This window comes from Anaerozeibacter quisquiliarum (genome assembly GCF_051162045.1).
Classification (GTDB): Bacteria; Bacillota; Clostridia; order Christensenellales; family Aristaeellaceae; genus Anaerozeibacter; species Anaerozeibacter quisquiliarum.
The window spans coordinates 1-22,405 of the sequence record NZ_JBISDI010000031.1 but is presented as its reverse complement, the minus strand read 5'-3'; the positions used below and the strand labels follow the sequence as shown (position 1 = coordinate 22,405).

Annotated in this window: 24 protein-coding genes and 2 tRNA genes; 14 read left to right on the top strand and 12 right to left on the bottom strand. The window is 61.3% G+C overall.

What is annotated here, in order from left to right; translation table 11 throughout:
• Window positions 1-3: 3 nt before the first annotated feature.
• The 3 genes from ACH6CV_RS13380 to sdaAB form a co-directional block, all read right to left on the bottom strand.
• Window positions 4-495 carry a GNAT family N-acetyltransferase gene (locus ACH6CV_RS13380; RefSeq protein WP_456358705.1) on the bottom strand — a complete coding sequence of 164 codons (492 nt, stop codon included), beginning with the start codon at window positions 493-495 and terminating at the stop codon, window positions 4-6.
• Between the two features lie 208 nt (window positions 496-703).
• Window positions 704-1,552 carry an L-serine ammonia-lyase, iron-sulfur-dependent, subunit alpha gene (gene sdaAA, locus ACH6CV_RS13375; protein WP_456358704.1) on the bottom strand — a complete coding sequence of 283 codons (849 nt, stop codon included), beginning with the start codon at window positions 1,550-1,552 and terminating at the stop codon, window positions 704-706.
• Window positions 1,553-1,562: 10 nt separating this feature from the next.
• Window positions 1,563-2,222, bottom strand: a complete 660-nt coding sequence (sdaAB, locus tag ACH6CV_RS13370) for an L-serine ammonia-lyase, iron-sulfur-dependent subunit beta (RefSeq protein ID WP_456358703.1) — start codon at window positions 2,220-2,222, stop codon at window positions 1,563-1,565.
• 165 nt (window positions 2,223-2,387) lie between these two features.
• On the opposite strand from sdaAB, the gene ACH6CV_RS13365 reads away from it, so the two are divergent.
• The gene (locus ACH6CV_RS13365; protein ID WP_456358702.1) at window positions 2,388-2,873 is read left to right on the top strand and encodes a hypothetical protein; all 486 of its coding nucleotides are present in this window, start codon (window positions 2,388-2,390) and stop codon (window positions 2,871-2,873) included.
• A 102-nt stretch (window positions 2,874-2,975) separates the two neighbouring features.
• On the opposite strand, the gene ACH6CV_RS13360 is transcribed toward ACH6CV_RS13365, so the two are convergent.
• Window positions 2,976-3,839 carry an NAD(P)-dependent oxidoreductase gene (locus ACH6CV_RS13360; RefSeq protein WP_456358701.1) on the bottom strand — a complete coding sequence of 288 codons (864 nt, stop codon included), beginning with the start codon at window positions 3,837-3,839 and terminating at the stop codon, window positions 2,976-2,978.
• Window positions 3,840-3,854: 15 nt separating this feature from the next.
• A complete protein-coding gene (locus tag ACH6CV_RS13355; RefSeq protein ID WP_456358700.1) occupies window positions 3,855-4,235 on the bottom strand; it encodes a Rid family detoxifying hydrolase in 381 nt (126 codons plus the stop codon).
• Window positions 4,236-4,301: 66 nt separating this feature from the next.
• Between ACH6CV_RS13355 and ACH6CV_RS13350 the strand changes: the two genes are divergently transcribed.
• The 5 genes from ACH6CV_RS13350 to ACH6CV_RS13330 all read left to right on the top strand — a co-directional run bounded on the left by ACH6CV_RS13350 (window position 4,302) and on the right by ACH6CV_RS13330 (window position 8,914).
• Entirely contained in the window at window positions 4,302-4,535 is a 234-nt protein-coding gene (locus tag ACH6CV_RS13350) for a hypothetical protein (RefSeq protein WP_456358699.1), read from the top strand.
• Window positions 4,532-5,548 carry a hypothetical protein gene (locus ACH6CV_RS13345; RefSeq protein ID WP_456358698.1) on the top strand — a complete coding sequence of 339 codons (1,017 nt, stop codon included), beginning with the start codon at window positions 4,532-4,534 and terminating at the stop codon, window positions 5,546-5,548. Before ACH6CV_RS13350 ends, ACH6CV_RS13345 begins: the two co-directional genes overlap by 4 nt.
• A 138-nt stretch (window positions 5,549-5,686) precedes the next feature.
• Window positions 5,687-6,352 (top strand): response regulator transcription factor, encoded by a 666-nt coding sequence (locus tag ACH6CV_RS13340; RefSeq protein ID WP_456358697.1) that lies wholly within the window; start codon window positions 5,687-5,689, stop codon window positions 6,350-6,352.
• Window positions 6,339-7,850, top strand: coding sequence for an ATP-binding protein (locus ACH6CV_RS13335; protein WP_456358696.1), 1,512 nt, complete (start codon window positions 6,339-6,341; stop codon window positions 7,848-7,850). Before ACH6CV_RS13340 ends, ACH6CV_RS13335 begins: the two co-directional genes overlap by 14 nt.
• Before the next feature lie 242 nt (window positions 7,851-8,092).
• The gene (locus tag ACH6CV_RS13330; protein ID WP_456358695.1) at window positions 8,093-8,914 is read left to right on the top strand and encodes a class I SAM-dependent methyltransferase; all 822 of its coding nucleotides are present in this window, start codon (window positions 8,093-8,095) and stop codon (window positions 8,912-8,914) included.
• Here ACH6CV_RS13330 and ACH6CV_RS13325 read toward each other — a convergent pair.
• Both ACH6CV_RS13325 and ACH6CV_RS13320 read right to left on the bottom strand, forming a co-directional pair.
• Window positions 8,886-9,314, bottom strand: a complete 429-nt coding sequence (locus ACH6CV_RS13325) for an RbsD/FucU family protein (RefSeq protein ID WP_456358694.1) — start codon at window positions 9,312-9,314, stop codon at window positions 8,886-8,888. The two genes, ACH6CV_RS13330 and ACH6CV_RS13325, sit on opposite strands and share 29 nt — an antisense overlap.
• 87 nt (window positions 9,315-9,401) lie before the next feature.
• Window positions 9,402-9,689 (bottom strand): Dabb family protein, encoded by a 288-nt coding sequence (locus ACH6CV_RS13320; RefSeq protein ID WP_456358693.1) that lies wholly within the window; start codon window positions 9,687-9,689, stop codon window positions 9,402-9,404.
• 164 nt (window positions 9,690-9,853) lie between these two features.
• Here ACH6CV_RS13320 and ACH6CV_RS13315 point away from each other — a divergent pair, with 164 nt between their 5' ends.
• Together ACH6CV_RS13315 and ACH6CV_RS13310 are read left to right on the top strand one after the other, a co-directional pair.
• The gene (locus ACH6CV_RS13315) at window positions 9,854-10,426 is read left to right on the top strand and encodes a helix-turn-helix domain-containing protein (protein WP_456358692.1); all 573 of its coding nucleotides are present in this window, start codon (window positions 9,854-9,856) and stop codon (window positions 10,424-10,426) included.
• 6 nt (window positions 10,427-10,432) lie between these two features.
• Entirely contained in the window at window positions 10,433-12,079 is a 1,647-nt protein-coding gene (locus ACH6CV_RS13310) for an AMP-binding protein (protein WP_456358691.1), read from the top strand.
• An 80-nt stretch (window positions 12,080-12,159) separates the two neighbouring features.
• On the opposite strand, the gene ACH6CV_RS13305 is transcribed toward ACH6CV_RS13310, so the two are convergent.
• The 3 genes from ACH6CV_RS13305 to ACH6CV_RS13295 form a co-directional block, all read right to left on the bottom strand.
• Window positions 12,160-13,233, bottom strand: a complete 1,074-nt coding sequence (locus ACH6CV_RS13305; protein WP_456358690.1) for a C45 family autoproteolytic acyltransferase/hydolase — start codon at window positions 13,231-13,233, stop codon at window positions 12,160-12,162.
• 3 nt (window positions 13,234-13,236) lie between these two features.
• On the bottom strand, window positions 13,237-13,401 hold the full coding sequence (locus ACH6CV_RS13300) for a hypothetical protein (protein ID WP_456358689.1): 165 nt from the start codon (window positions 13,399-13,401) through the stop codon (window positions 13,237-13,239).
• A 176-nt stretch (window positions 13,402-13,577) separates the two neighbouring features.
• Window positions 13,578-14,720: an ROK family protein gene (locus ACH6CV_RS13295; RefSeq protein WP_456358688.1), complete on the bottom strand. Its 1,143-nt coding sequence runs from the start codon at window positions 14,718-14,720 to the stop codon at window positions 13,578-13,580.
• Between the two features lie 250 nt (window positions 14,721-14,970).
• On the opposite strand from ACH6CV_RS13295, the gene ACH6CV_RS13290 reads away from it, so the two are divergent.
• The 3 genes from ACH6CV_RS13290 (at window position 14,971) to ACH6CV_RS13280 (ending at window position 18,517) form a co-directional block, all read left to right on the top strand.
• Window positions 14,971-16,503, top strand: coding sequence for a sugar ABC transporter ATP-binding protein (locus ACH6CV_RS13290; protein ID WP_456358687.1), 1,533 nt, complete (start codon window positions 14,971-14,973; stop codon window positions 16,501-16,503).
• A 1-nt stretch (window position 16,504) separates the two neighbouring features.
• Entirely contained in the window at window positions 16,505-17,506 is a 1,002-nt protein-coding gene (locus ACH6CV_RS13285; RefSeq protein ID WP_456358686.1) for an ABC transporter permease, read from the top strand.
• Window positions 17,507-17,569: 63 nt separating this feature from the next.
• Window positions 17,570-18,517, top strand: coding sequence for a sugar ABC transporter substrate-binding protein (locus ACH6CV_RS13280; RefSeq protein ID WP_456358685.1), 948 nt, complete (start codon window positions 17,570-17,572; stop codon window positions 18,515-18,517).
• Between the two features lie 341 nt (window positions 18,518-18,858).
• Here the strand turns inward: ACH6CV_RS13280 and feoB are convergent, their stop codons facing one another.
• Together feoB and ACH6CV_RS13270 are read right to left on the bottom strand one after the other, a co-directional pair.
• Window positions 18,859-21,012: a ferrous iron transport protein B gene (feoB, locus tag ACH6CV_RS13275; RefSeq protein WP_456358684.1), complete on the bottom strand. Its 2,154-nt coding sequence runs from the start codon at window positions 21,010-21,012 to the stop codon at window positions 18,859-18,861.
• Window positions 21,013-21,023: 11 nt separating this feature from the next.
• Complete coding sequence (locus ACH6CV_RS13270) at window positions 21,024-21,278, bottom strand: FeoA family protein (RefSeq protein WP_456358683.1); 255 nt, start codon at window positions 21,276-21,278, stop codon at window positions 21,024-21,026.
• Between the two features lie 110 nt (window positions 21,279-21,388).
• Between ACH6CV_RS13270 and ACH6CV_RS13265 the strand changes: the two genes are divergently transcribed.
• The 3 genes from ACH6CV_RS13265 to ACH6CV_RS13255 all read left to right on the top strand — a co-directional run bounded on the left by ACH6CV_RS13265 (window position 21,389) and on the right by ACH6CV_RS13255 (window position 22,199).
• Window positions 21,389-21,889: a metal-dependent transcriptional regulator gene (locus ACH6CV_RS13265; protein ID WP_456358682.1), complete on the top strand. Its 501-nt coding sequence runs from the start codon at window positions 21,389-21,391 to the stop codon at window positions 21,887-21,889.
• Between the two features lie 157 nt (window positions 21,890-22,046).
• Window positions 22,047-22,120: transfer RNA gene (locus ACH6CV_RS13260), tRNA-Gln, on the top strand.
• Between the two features lie 4 nt (window positions 22,121-22,124).
• Window positions 22,125-22,199: transfer RNA gene (locus ACH6CV_RS13255), tRNA-Glu, on the top strand.
• Window positions 22,200-22,405 lie beyond the last annotated feature (206 nt).

Here is a 22,405-nt window from a genome sequence, read left to right as displayed (position 1 = left end):
CGCTCACTCGGTCAGGGCAAGCAGCAGCTTGGGGACTCCATCCAACTCCATCCGCTCGATCTCGTCAAAGCCCAACGAGCGCAGCATGTGGAGGGAGGCGGCGTTTTCCGGGCTGGCCACCGCGTAGATTTGAACGGCGCCGCGCGCGCGCAAGTGCTCGATGCCCTGGCGCATCAGCCGCTTGCCCAGGCCCTGGCCGCGATGACCGGCGCGGACCAGCAGCGTGTTCATATGACCCACGCTGTCCAGCAGCGCGTCGGGCACACGGCCGCGCCCCAGGTTGCGCGCCGCGCGGGCCGTGGGCATGGTGCAGCACAAAAACGCAATCAGTTGCTCGCGACGCGCCGACCACACCCCGAGGCAGAAGTTCTGAAAACGGTAGCAGCGCTCGTATCCTTGCGCGCTGGTGGGTGTAAACGGGTCTTTCAAGTCCAGGCAGTCCTGTTGCAATGCCATCATATGGGGCAGGGCATCGGGCGTAAGTTCTTCAATCATCGATGGATCCCCCCCATCGCCGCGGGTACATGGCGTACGCCGGAGCGGACGCGGGGGCTATGCTGTCCGCCTGCCGGCATAAGCACATTATGATGGAAGGCCCGAAGGTGTGCCCGGGTCGTGGTGTCCAGAAGTTGTTTACGCCCACGAGACCACGCAAATCAGTCCGCCGTAGAACAGGCGGACTGATTGACATTTTAGCAGTTGTTCAGGCCCGCGAGGCCACGCAGCTCGCGCAGCCGCCCTCTCCTGTCTCGCGCAGCGCGGCGGGCAGCATACGGCCCACGCGGCCCATCGCGTCGATCACCTCGTCCGCGGGCAGGATCGAGCAGGTGCCCGACAGCGCCAGGTCGGCCGCGGTCAGCGCCACCGACACCCCCGCCACATTGCGGTAGACGCAGGGCACCTCCACCAACCCGCCGACCGGGTCGCAGACCAGCCCCATAAGGTTCATCAGCGCGAACGCCACGGCGTCGGCCGCTTGGCGCGCCGTGCCGCCGCGCAGCTCCACCGCCGCCGCCGCCGCCATCGCCGCCGCCGTACCCACCTCCGCTTGGCAGCCGCCCTCCGCGCCCGAGATGCTGGCGCGCTGCGCGATCACCGCGCCCACGCCCGCCGCCGTGAACAGCGCCTTTACCACATCCTCGGTGGCAATGCCGTGCGCCTCCTTAAGCGCGAGCAGCACGCCGGGCAGCACCCCGCACGCGCCCGCCGTGGGCGCGGCTACGATCCGCCCCATCGCGGCGTTGAGTTCCGCCACCGCCAGCGCGCGCGACGCCGCCTCGCCCAGCAGCGCGCCGCCCGCCGTGCGCCCCAGGCGCACCGCGTCGCGGTACTTGGCCGCCGCACCGCCCGTCATGCCCGACATCGAGCGCAGTTGCGGGTCCATGCCCTCCGCCGCCGCCTCGCGCATCACCTGAAAGACCTCGCTCATCTGATCGATCAGCACTTGCTCGGGCGCCCCGTCCTCGATCGCTTGGTCGCGCAGCACCACGCGCCAGATCGGGCCCTCGCCCGCCTGTGTCACCAGCTCGCTCACCGCGTATCGCTTCTGCATGTGCGCCCTCCTATAGCTTTTTCAGTAACACCGCCCGCTCGATGCCCGGCAGCGCGTTCAGCGCGCTGAGCGACCGCGCGGAAGGCACCGCGTCCACCTCGATCACCATCACCGCCGTGCCGCCCAATTGTTGGCGGAACACCTGCATCTGGCCGATGTTGACCGCCTGATACGCGAGCAGCCCCGACACCTGCGCGATCATGCCCGGCTGGTCGCAATGCACGATAATCAGCGTGTGCGCGCTGCCGGTGAAGCTGACCGGCAGCGCGTCGAGTTCGTCCACGCGGATCGCGCCGCCGCCCACCGACGCCGCGCGCAGCGTGAGCTTGCGCGAGCGGCCTTCCACCTCGATCACGGCGGTGTTGGGATGTGCGTCGCGAAGGCCGGTCGCCTCGCAGAACTCAAACGACAGCCCGGCCGCCTCGGCATGCGCAAAGCTGTCGCGGATGCGCGCGTCGTCCACGCCCATGTCCAAGAGCCCCGCGACCAGCGCGCGGTCGGTGCCGTGCCCGCGCGCGGTGGCGGCAAACGAACCGTACAGCGCGATGCGCGCGCGCACCGGCTCCTCGTCCAACAGTCGACGCGCCACCCGTCCGATGCGCGCCGCGCCCGCCGTGTGGGAACTCGACGGCCCGATCATGATTGGGCCGATGATGTCGAAGACGTGCATAGCTGCCTCCCACGGTTTTTTCCCATTATATCATAGCATTGCCAAGTCATGGGATGCCATGCGACGATATAATTGGGTTAAGCGCCCGCCGCGCATTGAAAATGCGGCGGGTTTATGCTACACTTACGCCATAAATCGGTGATTTACACCGCAAGGAGGCAAATTGTGAACAAGTTTCTGAAGGTGCTGTTTGTGATCGTACTCGTCGCCGCCGTCGTGTTGGGCATCATGTATGCCAATTCCAACAAGGCCAAGGGCGAACTCGAGGCGATGTCCGAGCTGCAACTGGCCGACGCCATCAAGAAGGGCAAGGAGGCCGTCGCCGAAGCCGTGAAGAATGGCGAGGCCGATCTGGCCGCCAAGGAAGCGGAACTCAAGGACGCCGCCGCCAAGGAGCTCAAGGCCGCGCAGGATGCCGCCGCCAAAAAGGAAGCCGAACTCAAGGCCAACGCCGAGAAGTCGCTCCAGGAAGCCAAGGATGCCGTCGCGAAGGCAGAGGCCGACCTGAAGGCCGCCGCCGATGAGGCCAAACAGGCGCTCAAGGCCGCGCAGGACGCCGCCGCCAAGAAGGAAGCCGAGCTGAACGCCCAGATCACGGAGCTCAAGAAGCAGCTGGACGACGCGCTCAAGGCCGCGCCGCCCGTCGCCTGATCGGGGATTCAATCGGGGTTTTCAAACGAGCGCGACGCATCCGAGCAGGATGCGCCGCGCTCGTTCATGCTCGATAGCATCCGGCGCGTACGCACCGCGCGGCTACCTTTCGTAATGCTTAATCAGCGCCTGTGTGCCCAGGTCCGCATACCCGGCTTCGGCCAGGCCCTCGAAGTTGCCGAGCACCTGCCCAAGCACGTCGAGCACAAGCCCGCCTTGCTCAGCTTCCTCTGCGGCCAGCTTCATGTCCTTGATGAAGTGCTTGACGAAGAAGCCGGGGGCGTAGTCGCCGGCCATGATCTTGGGGCCCAGGTTGTCGAGCTGGCGGCTGCCGGCCGCGCCCGTGGCCACGGCCGCCGAGAGCGTCGGCAAATCGAGGCCCTTGGCCCTGGCGTAGGCCAGCGCCTCGCAGACGCCCGACAGCGTGCCCGCGATCATGATCTGATTGGCGAGCTTGGCGTGCTGGCCGCAGCCGGCTGCGCCCAGGTGGTTGATGTTCGTGCCCATCGCTTGGAATAGGGGCATGCAGGCGTCGTAATCGCTTCGCTCGCCGCCCACCAGGATGGACAGCGTACCCTTCTTCGCGCCCACGTCGCCGCCGGTCACCGGCGCGTCCAGCACGCGCAAACCCCTTTGCGCGCCCAGCGCGTGCAGCCGCCCGGCCAGCGCCGGGCTGCTGGTGGTCATGTCGATCAGGTATGCGCCCGGCGCGGCGCTGTCCATGATGTTGCCGGGCGCGAGGTATACCTCCTCCACGTCCGCAGGATACCCCACGATGGTAATCACCGCATCCGCGCCCTTCGCGCAATCGCCGATCGTCCCATGAAACCGCGCGCCCTCGGCGATCAAATCCGCGGCCTTTTCCCTGTTCCGCGCGAAAAAGTCCACCTCGAAGCCGGCCTTCATCAAATTGCGCACCATCGACTTGCCCATGATCCCCACGCCGACAAACCCGATCCTCTTCATCTCCATGCCTCCCCGCTACATCTTCGCGACCAACTCGATCTCCACCCGCGCGCCCAGCGGCAGCGACGCCACGCCCACGGTGGTGCGCGCCGGGTAGGGCTTTGAGAACTGAAGCTCGTACACCGCGTTCATCGCGGCAAAATCGGCCATGTCGGTTAAGTAGACGTTTACCTTCTGCACATCGTCCGGCGTCAGAGCGGCCGCGCGCAGCACCTGGAACAGGTTGTCAAAGCACTGCTGCGCCTGCTCCGCCGCCCCGCCCTCGACCAGTCGCCCGGTCGAGGGCACGAGCGGGGTCTGGCCGGACAGGTACAGCATTCCATTCGCTTCCACCGCATGCGAATACGGCCCGACCGTCGCCGCGCCCGCCGCCTCTATCGCTTTTCTCACCGTCATACATCTCCCTTCCATCTGCGTAAACAAGATACACGGGATGGCGCGCGCTGTCAAGTAGGGCCGTTCATGAAGTATTGCGAAGCGCCGCATGCACGCGCCGCGCCTGTCTGCCGCCGCTGGCACAAGCGGCCGATGCCGGCCTCGGTGCCGCTGGTGCTGCTGCGCTATTCCCCGGCGCACTCTGTTATCGGTTGGCAGGGTGCAATCTTCAACCAAAATTCAGACCGCGTCCAGCCCAAATCCAACCGGGATCGTTATACTGGCATCATCTCAAGCGAAGAAAGGAATGGTGTACCATGAGAAAACTTGGGTGGACGGCAATCGGCGCCCTATTGCTGACGGCGGCGCTCGGCGCGAACGCGGCGGCCGCGACGACGGCGATCGCGATGGACGGCAAGACCTACGTGGTCTACGGCGATCGATCGAGCTTCGAGGCGGACGGGAAGACCTTCATCATCGGCAAGGACAGCGTGCGGATTCAGGAAGCGGGGAAACCCGACCGGGTGCTGGAGATGCAGACCGAAGCCGACCTTTCCGAGGCGGTGTTGACGGAAGACGCCGCCGCCGTGAGCGGCGCGGCGACGAGCGAGGTCACCATCACGGCGGTCGAGGCGGAGGAGATCCTGCCGGTGCAGGAGGCTATCTACATAGGGACCCACGAGGCCGTCCGTGCGGACGAGGCGCTCGATACCATCACCATCTCGACCATCGAGCAGCGCGAGTCGTTCAGCCGCTACGCGCGGTTCGGCCTCAGCTACGACGCCGAGCAGGGCATCCTCTACCATCAAGGGCAGCGGGTGCGCGTCTTCGAGGACGCCTATGCGCTGGATGACGGAAACAGCTGCACACAGACCGAGTATTTTGACGCGCAGGGCACGATCGACGTGGCGGCGCAGCGCGATCCGGCGGCCATCCGCCGCCCCGACGGTTCCTACGATCCCAGCGGAACGCTGACCGGCCTGCGCGTGCTGAGCGCCGCCGAATTCTCCGCGCGCGACTTGAGCAAGTGGACGCAGCCGCGCGTTAACGTCACCCACGCCTCCTCCGGAACCCCCATGAGCGCCGAAGAGGCGCGGGCCTTCTACGCCCCCTACGCTCCGTTCGGTCTGACCTACGACGCCAAGGCCGGCGCCCTGATCTATCAAGGCCAGTTGGTGCGCCGGTTCCTGGACGTGCGCAAGAGCAACGGCGAACCCCTCGAGAGCGGCAACTTCGCGGGATCGATGACCAGCTTGTACAACGAAGAGGGCACGATCGACGTCACCATCGTCCGCGACTACTTAAGCCCCGACGCCGAGGCAATGGCAAGCTAATCGGCATGCGTGCGCAGTGATGGCGCGGCATTGATTAACGCGCGGACGCCCCTGCGTGCAGGGGCGTCCGCTTTCTCCTGCCGTCTTCAACTGAAATCCAAAAATCTATGTTATACTGCCCCACAGGAGGGTGAGCGCATGGCACGCATCCTGATTGTGGAGGACGACCCCGATATTTTGGAAATGCTGGCGACCTGGCTGAACGAGGCCGGGTACGAGACCGTCTGCGCGCAGGACGGCATGGAGGCGCTCGACCGGTTCGCGGACGGGGCGTTCGACCTGGTGCTGCTCGACCTGATGCTGCCCAAGATCGACGGCTTCGGCGTGTGCGAGTGGATTCGCCGGCGCTCGGGCGTGCCGGTCGTCATGCTGACCGCGCTCGACGGGGAAGCCGAACAGCTGCGCGGGTACGAGCTTAAGATCGACGACTACGTGACCAAGCCCTTTTCGATGCCGGTGCTGCTTCAGCGGATCGGTGCGATTTTGCGGCGTTCGGGCGGCGCTGGGGTGGACGCGCACCTGCTGCGCTACCGCGATTTGACGCTGGACCTGGACGCCTACACCGCCCGGCGCGGCGAACGCGAGCTTGCGCTGACTACGCGCGAGTTCGAGCTGCTGCGCGAGCTGATCGGGCACCAGGGCCGGGTGATGACCTACCAGATGCTGATCGCGCGGCTGTGGAACTACGACTACCTAGGCGACGACCGCGTGGTGTACAGCCACATCAAGAACCTGCGGCGCAAACTCGAGGATGACTACATCCAAACGGTCAGAGGGGTGGGATACCGCGTTGAAAAGGTTTAGAATCAGCCTAACCGCGCGCATCTTCCTGACGACCTCGGCGCTGATGATGGCCGCCTGTGCGATCACCTACGCGGCGATCGCCTACCTGACGCCGATCACCTACACCTCGATATTGGAAGACGAATTGGCGGACAAGAGCCATACGCTGGTCGGCGCGCTCGCGAAGGTCGCGCCGGCGGAAGGGGAGCAACTGCTCGACGATTTCGCCCGCGACACCGGCGTGGTGGTCTACGTCTGGGACGAATGGGGGCGGACGCTGTACGAGACGGCGATCACGCAGACGACGGTTACGGTCGTCGAGGATGTTCAGGGTGAGGATGCGTTCCCGGCCTACAGCGTCGAGTCTGCGACGCAAGCCGTGCCTGCGTCCGACGCCGCCATGCAGCCGGGCGCGGCGCCGATCACAACCGGCAACTCGATGGCAGCCGTGGAGATGTTCACCGAAGCGGTGTCGGCGCAGCCGGGCGGCTTGTACGCCTTCGCGTTTGCCGACGGCACAGGCGCCACGCTGGGCGTCTCGGGCGGGGTGCGCCCGGTCAACCAGGCGACCGAGGCGCTGATGCGCGTGCTGCCCTTCCTGGCCGCCGTGGTCGCGCTGATCTCGCTCATGGGTTCCTTTTTCTACGCGCGCTACATCACGCGCCCGATCGTCTCGATCAGCCGCATTGCCCGCCGCATCGCCGCGCTGGACTTCGACGCGCGCTGGACAAAGCGCCGAAGCGACGAGATCGGCGCGCTGGGCTATAGCCTCAACCTGCTGTCGGACAACCTGTCGGGCGCGCTCACGCAGTTGGAGGACGCCAACCGGTCGCTCGTGCGCGACATCGAGCGCGAGCGCGAACTGGAGCGGCAGCGGCTCAATTTCTTCTCGGCGGTGTCGCACGAGCTCAAGACCCCGATCACCATATTGCAGGGGCAATTGAACGGCATGCTGGCGCAGGTGGGCGTCTACCGCGACCGGGAGAAGTACCTGGCGCGCGCGCTTAAGGTGACCGGCCGCATGGAAGGGCTGGTCGGAGAGATATTGACCGTCAGCCGGATCGAGTCGGGCAGCTTCTCGCTCAAGGCCAGGCCGGTCGACCTGGCCGCGCTCATCAAAAAGCAGCTCGAGCTGGACGGCGAGCTGCTTGAGCAGAAGGGGTTGACGCCGGATACGCGGATAGAATCCGCCGTCGTCCAGGGCGACGAGGCGCTGCTTTCCAAGGTCGTATCGAACGTGCTGAACAACGCGATGCTCTACTCGCCGCCCGGCGCTTCAATTCTCATAGAAGCCGGGGACCTCTCGCTTAGCGTCGAGAATACCGGCGTGTCGATCCCCGAGGAGTCCCTCGCGCAACTATTCACACCATTCTACCGCGTCGAGCAGTCGCGCAACCGCAACTCGGGCGGCAGCGGCCTGGGGCTATACCTTGTGAAAGTCATCCTGAACCTGCACGGTGCGACCTGCCGGATCGAGAACACCGAGCGCGGGGTGCGGTTTTGGGCGGGGTTTGCATAGGGGTTGACACCGCCCGGGGCCGATGCTATAATGGCGAAAATCTGACGGGGAGGGCAAGGGCCGTGACGACGCGCACGCTGTTCTGTTCTACCACCTGCGCGAATCCTGGCAAGCCGAATGGCCGCCGGGCTTTTGTCCATGCTACCTTGCAACGCCGGTAGGCGGCCTTTGAGGGGTATCAGCGGATGGAAGCGTCAAAAAGCTACCATCCGCTTTTTCATCATGATCGAGGGGGGCTGGACATGGATGTGACGGCGGCGATTCGCGATTATTACGACGGCGAGGTGGAGGCGGAGTGGGGGCGCATCGATAACCGGCCGGAATTTCTCATCACCCGCCGCTACATTGAGCGCTATGTAAAGCCGGGCGACAAGGTGCTCGACATCGGCGGCGGGCCGGGGCGCTATGCGCTGTGGCTGGCCGAAAGGGGCTGCGACGTGACCTTGGTCGATCTGTCGAGCGAGAACGTGCGGTTTGCGCGCGAAAAAGCCGCCGCGCTCGGCCTGCCGCTTGTGGCCTTGGTCGGCGACGCGCGCGCCGCCTCCGAGGCGGTGGGCGGGGCGTTCGACTGCGTGCTGCTGATGGGGCCGCTGTACCACCTGCTGGAGGAATCGGACCGCGTAAAGGCGGTAAACGAAAGCCTCAAGCGGTTAAAGCCCGGCGGGGTGCTGTTTGCGTCGTTCATCGCGCTGTTCGCCGGCATGATCTACGCGATGAAGTTCGCGCCCGAGCTGATCCTCGACGAGGGAGAGAACGAATTCTATCAGACGGTGCTTCATGATCGGAACTTTGCCGGTCAGGCCTTCACGCAGGCGTTCTTCATCAACCAAAAAGAAGTGCTGCCCTTCATGGCGCGATTCGCGCTCGAAAAGCTGCACTTCTTCGGCCAGGAGGGCATCCTCTCTCCCTGCGAGGCGGGCATCATGGAAAAGCCCCAAGCAATCGTCGACGCCTGGATCGACATGGCGGTACAATTGGCCGAGCGGGAAGCGCTGCTCAGCTGGGCGGAGCACCTGATGTACGTGGGGCGGAAGGTTATTTCACAATCCCCTTCTTCAAGATGATGTTGGCGTACTGCCTGGGTTCGGAGGTGGCGACCACGACGAACGCCCGCTTGGCGCGCTCGTAGAACGCGAAGCGCTCCACCATCTCGCTCGGGGTGTCGTGGCCGTGGTTTTTGAGGATGCCGGCATAGGTGTCCCACACCTCGGGCTCGCCGACCGGGTCGCCGGGCACGACCTGCATCAGCGCCGTGGGCCTTTCCACATAGGCGTCCAGCGGCATGAGCGTGAGCACCGCGTCCAGCACCTCGGGCACGCAGTGCCCGTCCACGCGCACCACGCGCGTGCCCATCGCGTCGCAGGGGTAGTTGCCGTCGCCGATCACCATCTCGTCGCCGTGGCCCATCTGCATCATGATCTTGACGAGTTCCGGGGGCAGGATCTTGGGAATGTGGTTGAGCATGGCCGTATCCTCCTTTTCGCGCCGCAATGCGCGCTCGGTATTTCGCTCGCCCTGCTTCGCAGCGCTCGCGCGGCGAAGCCTCTCAGTTTATAGCTCAAAGTCGCAGGCGACCGAAGCCTCGCGCACCTCGTGCATGCGCTTCTTGACCGGCAGGTGCGCCGGGTGGGTCTGATAGGCCGCAAGGGCCTCGCGATCGACAAAGGTGGCGACCAGCGCCAGGTCGTAGGAGCGCTCGGATCCCAGGAAATCCGCGCCCGACTCGAGCGCGGTCAGCCCCTCGACGCGCCCGAGCATGCCGTAGAACGCTTGCACCAGCTGCGGAATCTCCGCCTTGAATTCCGGCTTGATCTTGAACAGCACGATGTGGCGAACCATGTCGTTCCTCCTCGTACATTTACATTCCGTATTCGATTATAGCGCCGCGCCATGCCTGTGTCAATCGGCCGGTGCCGATATATAAAGTTTGTCCGCCCCCCTTGATAAACAGGGGCTCACTTCATTATACTATCACGTAATAGACGACAAGGGAGATGATAGCATTGACCGATCAGGTTAAGCAGGTTGGCAGGCGCATCCGTGAACTGCGCGAGGTCTATGACAAGACGGCCGAAGCGGTCGCCAAGGAGACTGGCGTGGACCTGCACGACTACCTCTCCTACGAGAGCGGCACGGTGGACATCCCGATCAGCTTTCTGCTGAAACTGAGCAAGCTGTACGAGATCGACACCACCACGATTCTGACCGGCGAAGCGCCGCGCCTGTCGGTGTGCGCGCTGACCCGCAAGGACATGGGCGTGGACATCGTGCGCGAGCACCACTATATCTACAAAAATCTGGCCTACAACTTCACGGGGCGCAAGATCGAACCGCTACTGGTGACGGTGAATCCGGGCATCAATCCCAACATGGAGCCCGACCGCCACCCCGGCCACGAGTTCGACTACGTGCTCGAGGGCACGCTGCACCTGAAGGTGGGAAACCACGACATGATGCTTGAGGAAGGCGACTCGGCCTACTACGACTCGATCTACCCGCACGCGATGCAGGCGGCGGGCGATGTGCCGTGCAAGCTGCTGGCGATGGTCATCCCGGTGGGCGCCAACAAGGAGTAGAAGGATATGCGCCTCATTGAACGCTATACCTATGCCGACTACGCGTCGATGTCGGATTTCCAAGAAAATTATCGGGTGAACGTGCCCTCGTCGTTCAACTTCGCCTACGACGTGATCGACGAATACGCCCACTACGCGCCCGGCCAGCGCGCCATGATCTGGGTGAGTGCCCGGGGCGATGCGCGCGTGTTCTCGTTCGGCGACCTGAAGCGGCTGTCCGACAAGGCGGCGAACGCGCTCTACGACCTGGGGCTGCGCAAGGGCGATGCCGTGCTGCTGCTGCTCAAGCGCCGCTGGGAATATTGGGTGATCGCGCTGGCGCTGATGAAGCTGGGCTGCGTGCAGATCCCGGCCACCGCGCAATTGCAGAAGAAGGACATCGTCTATCGGCTGAACGCCTCGGACGCGGTGGCCGTGATCGCCGTGGGCGAGGAGGAAGTGACGAGTCACGTCGCGGCGGCGCTCGGCGACTGCCCGAAGGTGAGGGTGGCCGCGACCCTCGGCGCGCGGGAGGGCTTCGTCGATTTCTCGCAGCGGCTGGAATCGGCCTCGGATGTGTTCCTGCCGGCCGAACAGCGCGCGCTCAACCAGGACGTGATGCTGATGTACTTCACGTCGGGCACCACCGGCATGCCCAAGATGGCCGCGCACGACTTCACCTATCCGCTCGGCCACCTTATCACGGGCCGGTTCTGGCATAACCTGAACGAGCGCTCCATCCACCTGACCGTGGCCGATTCCGGCTGGGCCAAGTGCGCCTGGGGCAAGATCTACGGCCAGTGGATCGCGGGCGCGACGGTGTTCGTGTACGATTTTGAGAAGTTCGCGGCGCAAGACCTGTTGAATGTGCTGGTGAAGTACCGCGTGACCTCGTTCTGCGCGCCGCCCACGATCTACCGGTTCCTGGTGCGCGAGGAGTTGAAGGAGTACGACCTGTCCTCGCTCAAGTGGTGCACCGCCGCGGGCGAGCCGCTGAACCCGGATGTGGCCAAGCAATTTGAGAAGGCGACCGGCTGCGAACCGAGGGAGGGCTTCGGGCAGAGCGAGACCACGCCGCTCTTGTTGACCAGCGCGTTCCTGCCGCCGCGCGCGGGCTCGATCGGCGTACCCTCGCCGCACTACGACATCCGGCTGCTGGACGCGGAGGGCAACGACGTGGAGGCGGGTGAGGAAGGGGAGATCTGCGTCGACACGCGGCGCGGTCACCCGCCGGGGCTGTTCGTCGGGTATTACAAGGACGCGGAGGCGACAAAGGCGGCGTTTTATAACAACGTATACCACACCGGCGACATGGCGTGGCGGGATGAGGACGGGTATTTCTGGTTCATCGGGCGCGCGGACGACGTCATCAAGTCGTCAGGCTACCGGATCGGGCCGTTCGAGGTGGAGAGCGCGCTGGTGGCGCACCCGGCGGTGGTGGAGTGCGCGGTCACCGGCGTGCCCGACCCCGACCGCGGCCAGGCGGTCAAGGCCACGGTGGTGCTGGCAAAGGGGTATCAGGCGAGCGACGCGCTGAAGAAGGAACTGCAACAGCACGTCAAGCGCGTGACCGCGCCGTATAAATACCCAAGGATCATCGAATTCGTGGAGGAACTGCCCAAGACGGTCTCGGGCAAGATTCAAAGGAAGATCATCCGGCAGAAGGATAGCTAATAGGATGTTTTGAGCGCGTGGGCGCTGCCGTCGGCAGCGCCCCTTGTGCTCAGAACGCGTCAACCGTATCCCTGGGCAGGTCATTCAACGCGAAAGGCGAACAGCTTTTCATAGTCTCTGCGGATGGATACCGTCGCGTCCAGCTCGGAAAGGTTATAAACCACCGACCACTGGGTCATGCTTGTGGATTCCTTGGTCTCCGCTTGACTGACCAACTCCAGCAGCGACATCGCCTCGCTCTTTGTCAGCACATGGTTTTTGAAGCTCAATGCCGCCGCCATCACATCGTACCGGTTTTGCCCATGCCCGAACCCATTCATAGAGGGATCGAGGTAAAAGTTGGTTACATAGGTTTCATTGACCACCGACATGGCATGGTTGCAGTATTCAACGACGACGGCCTTGCCCGTCGCGTCTGCGAACAGGAAATGATAGTTGGCGTCCGGCGAGGCGGATTGCATATCGTACCGATCCAGCAGCGCGATGGCTTCATCCACAGTCGCCGCGCGGTCGAGGACGAGGCGCATGGCAACGGTCGTCATGATCTTGGGGTTGCCCCTGTCCTGCCGCGTGGGGTCGCCGTCCAGATAGAGTACGCTCACCGCAAGCCCCTTTTCATTCATGCCGTCCATGATGAGATAGGGAAAGCTGACGGCCATAGACAGGTCGGTCGCACCGTCATCGAGGCTGCCAATCCCGTAGCCCATCCAGCCTGTATCCACGATGCCGATGGATTTATAGCCGTCCTTCGGCGCCGTCCGGATCAGCACGGCGGCCATATCCATCTTATAGTCGAAATTGCGCCCATAGAGCACACGGCCGTCCTCGGTGGTGACGACAAATGCGCTGCAACCGGCGCCTGCGTCAGGATTGGCCGGCGCCTCGCCGGAGAGCAGGTTTTCCTGCACAAACGCCACCATGGACGGAGAATCGACAATGCCTCCCCGCAAGACTTCGTCGAGCTTGTAATCCGCGGTGTAGTCCATCGTATAGAACAACCCATCGTCGATGTCCTCGATCGACGCGATCGATGCCGCTTGTTCGTCGGTTGTCAACATCGCGGCGGGATTCGCCGTCTTTTCCGCAACCGCCGTATGGCACGGCATCAACGCAAGCATGGCGATCAGCATCAAACAGAGATTGGCCTTTTTCATCTTTCATACCTCCATATCGTCAACACGCCAATGTTCTTTATCGGTATCAGTCCTACGGAAAACGCCGGATGCAGAGCAGAACTTCGCATCCGGCGTACCTATCGGCTTGATGATATGAAAAGGAATCCCCCCAAGGGTCAGGTTTGCGCCATCCGCCCAAATGGTCATTGCAGACCTCACAACGCCTTCCAACGCTTTTTGGGGCAATTTCCCGATACCCATTATATGGGAGATGGGTCCAAGGCGCAAGTTAATTCTTAACATTAAGCGGACGCAGGACGGACGCCATCTGCGGCAGCTGTGCTTTCCGTGAAGTCACGAAGCCTTTTGTGCGGCAAAACCATTCAGATGGACTTTATAAAACCACTGATGTACAGCAACGCAGCCCCGACCGCGGTTGCTTCGCGCTTGTACGCGCAATCCTTCAGGTACGCCCCGCTTTGGGAAAAGGGGTTCTTTCGGGCGATTTTCTCCCTTAGAGGGCCGATGTAGGGCGTCGCAAAGCCGCCCACATGGCCGCCGAAAATTACGTCCGTGTCCAGCGCCATGTGGAGGTTATTGATCGCCAGGGCCAGATAGTCCGTATACTCCGACCACCTGACGACAGAGGCGGGATTACCATCCGCGAGCGACTCAAAAAACGCCCGCAGGCTGCCCCCATGGCCATCGGTCAGGCGCCCCGCGCCCAGGTATGCGTCCACGCAGCCGCTCTGGCCGCAGTAGCAGGTGCGCCCGCCGGGGATCAGCGTCATATGGCCAAATTCGCTGGCGCGCTGGTTGTCGCCCTCGAAGATACGCCCATTCACCAGGAACGCGCCACCGACGCTGTTGTTGACGGATAGGTACGCTACGCCCAGGCCCTCGCTGTTTCGCAGCGCCGCGTTGGTCCAGAACTCCGCAAAGCCGCCTGCGCTGGCGTCGTTGATAAAGCGGGAAGGGTACTTGATGAATTCGGAGAAATCGCGCAATTGCCCCTTGGTGAAATTGATGAAGGACGCATAAGCCAGTTCCTGCCCGTCCTTTGAGATGATGGCGGGCACCGCCAGCCCCGCGCCGAGGATGGTCCCGCGGTCGATCCCGGCCTCATCGATCAACTCCTCGATCAGCATGGCGAGGCCCTTGAAGTAAAACTCCGTGCTGGAGAAGGGCGCCTCTATGCGCTTGCTCACCACGATCGAACCGCCCAGATCCACGATGACCGCGCCGATGTTCTGCGCTGTCACATCCAGCCCGATGGCATGCTTTGCGCACGGATTGATCGAAAGCGTCCGCGCCTTGCGGCCACCGGTGGATTGCAATGGCTCGGTGTTTACCACGAGCCCCTGGCCGATCAACTCTGTCAGGTTCTGTGTGATCGTGGGCATGCTCATGTTCAGCGCATTGGAAAGTTCCTGCTTGGAAACGGCAGGGTGATCGTACAAATAATGGTAGATCAGGTTCCGGTTGATCTTTCGGATCTCACTGGAGACTGCTTTTTGTCTCGTCAAGGATCTATACCCCTTCCGGTTTATATCAATAAAACATTAGTGAATCCGGTTTGCGAAAGTCTTTACCGTACAAATATATCGTTAAACCGTGGCGATGTCAATAGCGCATATCACACGAAATAGTATTAGTATGTTGTCAAACATATATTGACATGCCTCGGAACGTCGTGTATAATTGATAACAACTAACAGAAAATGGTTTTACTAAAGGGATTTGCTCAAGGGTTTCCAGGGGAGGGGAGGGGAGCTCATGGCCGATGGAGACGCGCGCGTCAAACTTGAGGTGCGCGATATCTCGAAATCCTTTCCCGGCGTCAAGGCGCTGGACAAGATTTCGTTTCGCGTAAAGCGGGGCACGACGCACGTGCTATGCGGCGAAAACGGCGCCGGCAAGTCCACGCTGATGAAGATCATCAACGGAATCTACACGCCCGACGAGGGCCAGATCTTTCTGGACGGAAAGCCCGTCGCCATCGAAAACCCCATCCACGCACGGGCACTGGGCATATCGATGATCTTTCAGGAATTGTCGTACGTACCGGAATTGACGGTGGCCGAGAACATCTTTCTGGGCCGCTGGCCCACGGATCGGTTCGGACGGGTCAACCGCGGCGAGATGCGAAGGCGCACCCAGGAGCTTCTCCAGAAGGAAGGCCTGCACTATTCGCCGGACGAGCAGCTCAAGAACCTCTCGGTTTCCGACATCCAGGTGCTGGAGATCATCAAGGCGGTTTCCAACAACTCGGACATCATTATCATGGACGAACCGACCTCCGCCATCACCCAAAAGGAAATTGAACGGTTGTTCGCCATGATTGGGAGCATGAAGCAGCGCGGCGCGAGCATCATCTACATCTCGCACAAACTGGACGAAATCTTCCGAATCGCCGACGAGATTACGGTGCTGCGCGACGGTGCGATCGTGGGCACGAAGCCCGCAAGCGAGCTCAACATCGACGACGTGATTGCGATGATGGTGGGCCGCCGCATGGAGAATAAGTACCCCTACGAGCACATCCCGAAGGGCGAGACGCTGCTGGACGTCAAAAACTTCTCGAGCGACGGGGTTTTCTCAGACATCAGCTTCCACGTTGACGCGGGCGAGATCGTCGGCTTTGCGGGACTGATGGGCGCCGGGCGCACGGAGGTCGTGCGCGCGCTGTTTGGGCTGGACCCTCATACGGCGGGCGAGGTGCGGGTGAAGGGGAAGAGGCTTTCGTGGCTTTCGGTCCGCAACTCCATCGATAATGGCATGGTCATGCTTAGCGAGGACAGGCGACGGTTCGGCCTGGTGCCCATTCGCTCGGTGCTGGAGAACGTATCTCTGGCCAGCCTGAAGAAGTTCATTTTCAAGGGGCGCCTGCACAGGAGGCACGAACAGTCCGCCGTTTCGGAGACCTGCGCCCGGATGAACGTCAAGACGCCGACGCTGGAAACCACCGTCGAGGCGCTTTCCGGCGGGAACCAGCAGAAGATCGTGCTGGCGAAGTGGATGGTCGTGGGCCCTGAAATCCTGATGATGGACGAGCCCACGCGCGGCATCGACGTGGGCGCGAAATATGAGATCTACAGGCTGATGATTGAATTGGCCCGCGGCAAAAAGGCGCTTCTCATGGTTTCGTCGGAGTTGCCGGAATTGATCGGCATGTGCGACCGGATCTACGTAATGGGACAGGGCCGGATCAACGGCGAGCTTCGCCGCGAAGAATTCTCCGCCGAAACCATCATGGCGTTGGCGACTGGCACGGCCAAGCAACAACCAGACAAAAAGCGGGGTGCGTGATATGCAGGCAAAAAACAACCGGGCCGGTTTCTGGGCCACGCTTCGGAGCAGGTACAGCATCATCATGGTTTTGATGCTGCTGTTCGTGGTCTGCTCACTGCTGAACGAAAACTTTCTGACCTGGGGGAACCTCACCAACATCTCCCGGCAGATTTCGGTCACGACGATCCTCGCCTTCGGCGAGACGATTTTGATTATCTGCGGCCTTTTGGATCTTTCAAGCGGCTCGGTGATCGCATTTGCGGGCACTCTTTCGGTCATGTGCTACAAGGCGACCGGGTCGATGCCGCTGGCGATCCTGGTTTCGGTCGCTGTGGCGGTCATCTGCAACGCGCTCAATGGCCTCATGGTCACCCAGTTCAAAACCCCTGCGTTCATCGCCACGCTGGCTATGCAGACGATGGCGCGCGGCGCAGCGCTCCTTCTGACCGCCGGTCAGAACGTTTATCAGATCGGCGACTACACGATTTTGGGGCAGGGTTCCGTCTGGATGATCCCAACGCCGATCCTTTTCATGCTCTTCTTCTTCGCCATGACATGGTACATGCTCAACGACACAAAGTTCGGCCGCTCGCTCTACGCCATCGGAGGCAATGAGGAGGCTGCCAACGCATCGGGCATCGCGGTCAAAAAGGTCAAGATGAACGCGTACCTGATTAACGGCGTGCTCGTGGGCGTGGCGGCGGTGCTGTTCATGTCGCGCGTCAACGCCGGGCTCCCCAACGGCGCGCAGAACTACGAGTTTGACGCGCTGACCACCACCATCATTGGCGGCACAAGCTTCTCCGGCGGCATCGGCACCGCCGGCGGCACGCTGATTGGCGCGTTTATCGTGGGCTTCCTCAACAACATCATGAACCTGACCAGCGTCAACTCCTACGTACAGCAGATCATCCGCGGCCTGATCATCGCACTGGCCGTCATCTACGATATCTTCGCCAAGACCAAGCGCACCCGCAGAAAGCTCGGCAACATCGAGGAACAAGTCGAGGCGAAACGGTAGCGGAACCAATGCGGACATCCGCATCGGAGATAGGAATCCAATCATCTTAAAGGAGGGTATTTCATGAAGAAGCTGATACTCGTCGTCCTGACCCTGATTCTGGTCTTGTCCGTGGCGGCTACGGCCGGCGCCGAAGGCTATCGCGTAGCCTACATCGCCCGCGCCCAAGCGGACTCCTTCGCGGCCTGGCTGGCTAACGGCATCAAAGAAGAAGCCGCCAAGTACCCGGACATCACGCTGGACGTGTTCGACGGCCAGGCCAATGACGAGATCGAGAACTCCCTGATCGAGAACGCCATCACCAACAAGTACGACGCCATCATCATCCAGCCGAATAACGGCGAAGCGCAGCGCCCCTATGCCGAGAAGGTCGTACAGGCGGGCATCATCTGCATCACCACCAACGCCCGAATCGAAGGCGTTGAAGGCGCCTCCTCCGTCGATGCCCAACCCTATGAGCAGGCTGCTGTCAACGCCCGCTATGCCCTCGAACATGTGCCCCAGGGCGCCAAGGCGGTCATCCTCCGGGGCCCGGCCGGCAACTTCCACGCAGACGAGCGCCTGGTGGCCTGGCAGAAGGAGTTCTTCGAGAAGCGGCCGGATGTCGCCATCGTGGGCGACGACTATGCCAACTGGAACAAGGACGAGGCCATGGCCCTGATGGAAGACTGGGTCACCGCCAACGACACCATCGGCCTGATCGCCGCCATGAACGACAACATGTGCGCCGGCGCGCTCGAAGTCATCAAGGACAACCTCGCCTACAAGGACACGCTGTCCTTCGGCGTGGATGGTACCGCCGAGGCGTGCCTTTTGATAAAGGAAGGCCGCATGACCGCCACGTGTCTGCAGAATGCCTATGAACTGGCCGAGCTGATCCTCTCCACCTCCCATAAGCTGTTGACCGGCGCGGAAAAGCAGATCGACACAGACGTGGGCAACCCGCTGTACACCATCGAGAATGTCGACGAGCTGTTCGTCATCCACCAGAAGGCAGGCGCCCTTCAATAATAACCCCACCCGTCCCTGTTGACGGACACGGTCGATGAGAACGGATTACATGTCCTCGAACGATACCGATCCAACTTATGCCCCGGCGCAGACGGATGCGTCCAAGACGCTCCGATTCTCCGCCGGGGATTTTGGCCCTAAAATGATAGAAGTGAGAAATTCCATAATGTCTCCGGTAAAAAGTGCGGGCAATACTGGATTTGGAGGAGCACATCATTCCGACGGCTTTGGTTTGGCTTGGATACGGAAACCGCCTGGGGGTTACGGCCTGATGCGCTGGAGCGCGGAAAATTGGAGGGGGACGGCTCGCCTTCGGGCATAATGGTACTCAAACGCAATTGTTATGCGAGTCCAAGCAGGCGGGCCACACCGGCGACGATCATACATACGGCGATACCGGTAACCGTGGGGATGATGAACGATGCGATCGTCCATTTGACGCTCTGCGTCTCTTTTTTTATCGTCAGGATTGTAGTTCCGCATGGCCAGTGCATCAGCGAAAACAGCATCATGCAGACGGCCGTCACCCAGGTCCAGCCATGACTCACGAAAAGCGTGCGCAACTCAGTCAGGCTGTCCAGTTCCAGTAAGGAACCCGTTGCCATATAGCTCATAATCAGAATGGGAATGACGATCTCGTTGGCCGGGAAACCGAGGATAAAGGCCATGAGGATATAGCCGTCCAGCCCCATCAGACGCGCAAACGGATCAAGGAAGAGCGCGCATGCGGCGAGAATGCTGACATTGCCGACATGCAGGTTGGCAAGCAGCCAGATGATTAGCCCTGCCGGCGCGGCCACGACGACCGCCCGTCCAAGCACAAAGAGCGTCCTGTCCAGAATGGAGCGCACGATGACCTTGCCGATCTGCGGCCGCCGGTAAGGCGGCAGCTCAAGCTGGAACGAGGATGGAACGCCCTCCAAGATGGTCTTGGATAGCAGCTTGGAGAGAATGAGCGTCGTTACGACGCCGAGCACGATCGTGCCGGTCAGAAGAAGCGTCGAGGCGACCGAGCCGAACGCGCCGCCCGCGGCGCCGGCAAAGAACATCGTGATGATCGCGATCAATGTCGGGAATCGCCCGTTGCAGGGGACGAAGTTGTTGGTCAGGATGGCGATCAGGCGCTCCCGGGGCGAGTCAATGATCCGGCAGCCGATCACGCCGCAGGCGTTGCAGCCGAACCCCATGCACATCGTAAGCGCCTGTTTGCCGTGGGCGCAGGCCTTCCGGAAATGGTTGTCCAGGTTGAACGCCACGCGAGGCAGGTAACCCAAATCCTCCAGCAGCGTAAAAAGCGGAAAGAAGATGGCCATGGGCGGCAGCATGACGGACACAACCCACGCCAGCGTCTTGTATACGCCGTCTATCAAGATACCGGAGAGCCATGCGGGCGCCGAAATCGCCTCGAAGAACTGACGAAGGCGGTCCATGAGACCAAACAAGACGTCCGCGATCAGGGACGACGGCACGTTCGCGCCCTCAATGGTGATCCAGAAAATTCCGAACAGCATCAGGATCATGATGGGAATTCCGGTGCGCTTTGAGGTGAGCACTCTGTCAAACCGTAGATCGCGGGTGAGATACTGTTCGTCCTCGGCCGTTACGACCTCCCGGGCGATGGTTTCACAGGCTTTTACAATCCGGGTAACCAACTGATCCTGAAAGACATCCGGCTCGATGCCCTGGCTTGCCAGAAATCGATTCGCTTCGCCCCGCTGAACCGCGATCTCGGCATCCTCCTGAATGTCGTAACCCAGGTATTTTCGGATGGAAGCCATAAGCCTCACATCGCCTTCCAGCACCCTTAAGGTTGTCCATCGGCTGTTGAGGCGACCTTGTATGGCGCGTTTGACCGCGGGTTCCAGCATGGATACGGCTTGTTCGATGGCGTCGCCATACTCGACGCGCAGGGGTTGAAGCGCCTGTTTAGCCTCGGCGACCTTGCTGACCGATGCCATGAGATCCTTTAGCCCTTTCCCGCTGCGGGCGGCGGTTCCGATCACTGGGATCCCGAGTTTTGCGGACAGCTCGTCCAGATCAATTCGGATATGCTTTTTCCGCGCCTCGTCCATCAGATTAACGCACAATACGACTCGGTCGGTGATCTCCATCACCTGCATCACCAGGTTCAGGTTCCGCTCAAGACATGTGGCGTCTGCGACAATGACCGTAACGTCAGGATCACCGAAGCAGATGAAGTCGCGCGCGATTTCTTCCTCGGTCGAGTTCGCCATCAACGAATATGTGCCCGGAATATCCACCATGATGAAGCTGCGGCCTTCATAGCGGTATCGCCCCTGCGCGTTGACGACCGTTTTCCCCGGCCAATTTCCCGTGTGCTGTTTGAGCCCGGTCAAGCTGTTGAAAACTGTGCTTTTCCCCACATTGGGGTTTCCGCCCAGCGCGACGACTTTGTCACCGGAGAGCTTCTTTGCGATGCGCACTTCCTCATAAGTTCCGGCGTCGGCTTGAGCAAACTGAGTCGTCAGGTCCATTGCCTTTCCTCCTAAATGCATTCGCTTACGCTCTGCGTAACCATGATTCCGTTCGACGAATCCGCCCTGAGGGCGATGACCGCGCCCCGGATCAGGTAAGCAACCGGGTTTCCGGATGGGCTGCGCAAGAGCGCCTCCACCCGTGTGCCCTCTGTGAGCCCAAGATCCAGAATGCGTCTTCGTTCGTGGCCGCTCGATTTGATCGAGACGACCCTGGCGGCCGTGCCAATAGACAGTTGACCCAGCGTGATGAAATCCGTCTCCATTTAGGCACCCCCGTTCTGATAGTCATGGCAAATTGTGTTTCCCTTGCCTAATCCTATGAAGCCTAAGGCCGAAGCGTTCCGAATAAGCTGTTAGAATGGGGGGCGAAGCTATGAAGAAGACTACGGACGCGGGCTTTCGAACCGTCCGCGGATACCAGCTTGTGAACCGGCGCGAGGGCCAGATGACGCCGGCGCTGGAGGATTACCTGGAGATGGTTTTTAGGCTGAGCCTCGAGTGCGGCTACGCCCGCGTAGGCAGGTTATCCGAGATGCTCCATGTCAAGCCGTCGTCCACATCCAAGATGATCTTCCGGCTCGTCGATCTTGGATACCTTGAATACGACCGCTATGACAGCATTCTTTTAACAGAAAAGGGCAAAGAAAAAGGTGCTTACCTCTTGAAGCGCCATGATATCGTGGAGCGCTTCCTGGGATTCATCGGGAACCCAAATCCGCTGAAGGAAGCGGAGCTTGTGGAACACTCGCTGGAAAAGGACACCACGTTTCGATTGAGAACCTTGCTGGAGTTCTTCTCGCAAGACGATGAGGCGCGCAAGCGCTACGAAGCGTTCCGGGCAAAGGCTTGGAATTCACGGGGTACGGAGCCTTGACGCCGACCGATGCCATCAACGGCCAGATGAGTTGCCTAATTAAATGGGACGGTTCTGGATTTAACGTTCAATGGTATTGACAAATTGCGCCTAGATTTGCTATACTATCGCTTGTCGATTGGGTGCGGCTGTATCAAGCGGCGTCCGGTTGACACATTGCCGAATGGTGTAACGGTAGCACCTACGACTCTGACTCGTATTGTCTAGGTTCGAATCCTAGTTCGGCAGCCAATGTGCCTCCATGGTCAAGCGGTTAAGACGTCGCCCTCTCACGGCGAAAACAGGGGTTCGAGTCCCCTTGGGGGTACCACGACATCACCTCAAAGGTGATAGAGACGAATCCGTTCGGGAAACCGGGCGGATTCGTTTTTGCATGGGTTAGAAAAGCCTTATTCCACGGGCTCTATCGGGTGCAGAGTGCATAAGACCTTATGCGGCATGAGCGAAAAGTCATGCGCTCGAGCGAGAACAGAGCGCGGCACAGCCCTCTTCGGCTTCGTAGGCGCCTATCTTCTT

Bases quoted from the DNA above. Each gene is read 5' to 3' on its own strand.
- ACH6CV_RS13280 (WP_456358685.1), top strand. From the start codon at position 17,570: ATGAAGAAGCTGATACTCGTCGTCCTGACCCTGATTCTGGTCTTGTCC.
- sdaAA (WP_456358704.1), bottom strand. From the start codon at position 1,552: ATGCAGAAGCGATACGCGGTGAGCGAGCTGGTGACACAGGCGGGCGAG.
- ACH6CV_RS13310 (WP_456358691.1), top strand. From the start codon at position 10,433: ATGCGCCTCATTGAACGCTATACCTATGCCGACTACGCGTCGATGTCG.
- ACH6CV_RS13355 (WP_456358700.1), bottom strand. From the start codon at position 4,235: ATGACGGTGAGAAAAGCGATAGAGGCGGCGGGCGCGGCGACGGTCGGG.
- ACH6CV_RS13325 (WP_456358694.1), bottom strand. From the start codon at position 9,314: ATGCTCAACCACATTCCCAAGATCCTGCCCCCGGAACTCGTCAAGATC.
- ACH6CV_RS13350 (WP_456358699.1), top strand. From the start codon at position 4,302: ATGAAGTATTGCGAAGCGCCGCATGCACGCGCCGCGCCTGTCTGCCGC.
- sdaAB (WP_456358703.1), bottom strand. From the start codon at position 2,222: ATGCACGTCTTCGACATCATCGGCCCAATCATGATCGGGCCGTCGAGT.
- ACH6CV_RS13380 (WP_456358705.1), bottom strand. From the start codon at position 495: ATGATTGAAGAACTTACGCCCGATGCCCTGCCCCATATGATGGCATTG.
- ACH6CV_RS13340 (WP_456358697.1), top strand. From the start codon at position 5,687: ATGGCACGCATCCTGATTGTGGAGGACGACCCCGATATTTTGGAAATG.
- ACH6CV_RS13300 (WP_456358689.1), bottom strand. From the start codon at position 13,401: ATGACCATTTGGGCGGATGGCGCAAACCTGACCCTTGGGGGGATTCCT.
- ACH6CV_RS13265 (WP_456358682.1), top strand. From the start codon at position 21,389: ATGAAGAAGACTACGGACGCGGGCTTTCGAACCGTCCGCGGATACCAG.
- ACH6CV_RS13360 (WP_456358701.1), bottom strand. From the start codon at position 3,839: ATGAAGAGGATCGGGTTTGTCGGCGTGGGGATCATGGGCAAGTCGATG.
- ACH6CV_RS13330 (WP_456358695.1), top strand. From the start codon at position 8,093: ATGGATGTGACGGCGGCGATTCGCGATTATTACGACGGCGAGGTGGAG.
- ACH6CV_RS13285 (WP_456358686.1), top strand. From the start codon at position 16,505: ATGCAGGCAAAAAACAACCGGGCCGGTTTCTGGGCCACGCTTCGGAGC.
- feoB (WP_456358684.1), bottom strand. From the start codon at position 21,012: ATGGACCTGACGACTCAGTTTGCTCAAGCCGACGCCGGAACTTATGAG.
- ACH6CV_RS13320 (WP_456358693.1), bottom strand. From the start codon at position 9,689: ATGGTTCGCCACATCGTGCTGTTCAAGATCAAGCCGGAATTCAAGGCG.
- ACH6CV_RS13290 (WP_456358687.1), top strand. From the start codon at position 14,971: ATGGCCGATGGAGACGCGCGCGTCAAACTTGAGGTGCGCGATATCTCG.
- ACH6CV_RS13345 (WP_456358698.1), top strand. From the start codon at position 4,532: ATGAGAAAACTTGGGTGGACGGCAATCGGCGCCCTATTGCTGACGGCG.
- ACH6CV_RS13305 (WP_456358690.1), bottom strand. From the start codon at position 13,233: ATGAAAAAGGCCAATCTCTGTTTGATGCTGATCGCCATGCTTGCGTTG.
- ACH6CV_RS13270 (WP_456358683.1), bottom strand. From the start codon at position 21,278: ATGGAGACGGATTTCATCACGCTGGGTCAACTGTCTATTGGCACGGCC.